Here is a 1,649-nt window from a genome sequence, read left to right on the forward strand (position 1 = left end):
CAAAGTAAAGGGAAAATAGAAAATGTTGTCAAGTATGTTAAGTATAATTTTGCCAAGAACAGGGTCTTTACGAACATCGATACATGGAATGAAAAAGGCATCGCTTGGTTAGAACGGACAGGGAATTATAATGTACACAATACAACAAAAAAGAGACCGGCTGAAGTGCACGCCCTCGAAAAGCAACACTTGAAACCAGTCTCTCCGCTGCTCTCCATTGAGAGCGACAATAGTTCCAGTATAACAAGAACTGTCTGTCCAGACAATGTCATCAAATATAAATCCAATCGTTATTCCGTGCCCTTGGGAACGTATCGTCGAAATGGTGATAATAAAGTTTTCATTGAACTCAAAGAAAGTGAATTGATCATCAAAAAGCAATCACAAGGTGAAGTCCTTGCTCGGCACATCCTAAGCACAGGAAAAGGCGAGCTCATCAAAAACAGGCAACATGCTCGTGATCGCTCAAAAGGAATTCAAGCCTATAAGGAGACGATTATCCGTCAATTCAATGATGGCGATCAAGCGGCATTATTCATTCAAGAATTGAGTAAGCGGTATCCGAGATATGTCCGTGATCAGCTTCAAATCGTCCAGTATGCCCTTCATCATTTCCGTCAGGAAATGGAACAAGCCTTGACTATCTGTATAAAAGACCAACTCTGGAGTGCCAACGATCTTCGAGATGTTTCCCAACATCTGGCTCGCCAAAAAGAAACAAAAGTCGTACAAGCATCGTGCCAAACTCAGGGATCACAAAATGATCGTGTCGCACGAACACGCCAAGTTGCTGCAACGGTGAGAGAAATGGACGATTATATCCAGATACTCGGAGGCATGGGGCAATGAACAGTACAGTCAAAGAGATACAAGAGCACTTCCGCCATCTTCGGATGGCGGAGACAGCCAATGGGCTACCGCATCTCTTGCGAAAAGCCGAACAATCTTCTTGGACCTATCAAGAATTACTAGAGGAACTTTTAACTTTCGAATTAAAGCGGAGAGAAGAAAAAAATGTAGAAAGAAGATTGAAGTGGGCCAAGTTCCCTTATCAAAAGACACTGGATGAATTTCGCATAGACGAACAACAATCCATTAGCAGTCGGCAGATCAACCAGTTAAGGGAATTGAATTGGCTAGAACAACAATATAACCTGATTCTTCTTGGCCCGCCAGGAGTGGGTAAAACCCATATTGCGATTGGTCTTGGTCTTGAGGCTATCTACAAAGGCTTCAAGGTAAGCTTTATCACCATGGGGGAGCTCGTCCATCTGCTCAAGACAGAGGAGTACCTATCTAAATCCAAAACGCAGCTGAAAAGGCTACGGGAATCGGACCTTGTCATCATTGATGACCTGATGTATCTGGCAATGGATCAGCGAGAAGCCAACTTGTTTTTTCACCTGATTAACCATCTGTACGAACGAAGTTCGGTCATCCTGACATCTAACAAAGGGCCGAAACAATGGGGAGAATTAATGGGCGATCAGGGGATCACAACAGCTATATTAGACAGAATTCTCCATAGAGTAGAAGTCATTCACCTAAACGAAGACAGCTATAGAATTAAACACCGAAGTACAATTTTCAAAGAGAAAAGTGTTCAAAATTAATTAGCAAAAAGTGTTCAAAACTACTTGACGGTTACA

General features: G+C 42.4%; 2 protein-coding genes. Both read left to right on the forward strand.

What is annotated here, in order from left to right; translation table 11 throughout:
* Nucleotides 1-849, forward strand: an 849-nt coding sequence (locus NIE32_RS14100; RefSeq protein WP_494337184.1) for a transposase, incomplete at its 5' end; no start/stop codon positions are given.
* Nucleotides 846-1,613 (forward strand): IS21-like element helper ATPase IstB, encoded by a 768-nt coding sequence (gene istB / locus NIE32_RS14105; RefSeq protein WP_253077506.1) that lies wholly within the window; start codon nt 846-848, stop codon nt 1,611-1,613. The genes NIE32_RS14100 and istB, both read left to right, overlap by 4 nt.
* The last annotated feature ends 36 nt before the right edge of the window (nt 1,614-1,649 follow it).

This window comes from Sporolactobacillus kofuensis (assembly GCF_024125425.1).
Taxonomy (GTDB): Bacteria; Bacillota; Bacilli; order Bacillales; family Sporolactobacillaceae; genus Sporolactobacillus; species Sporolactobacillus kofuensis.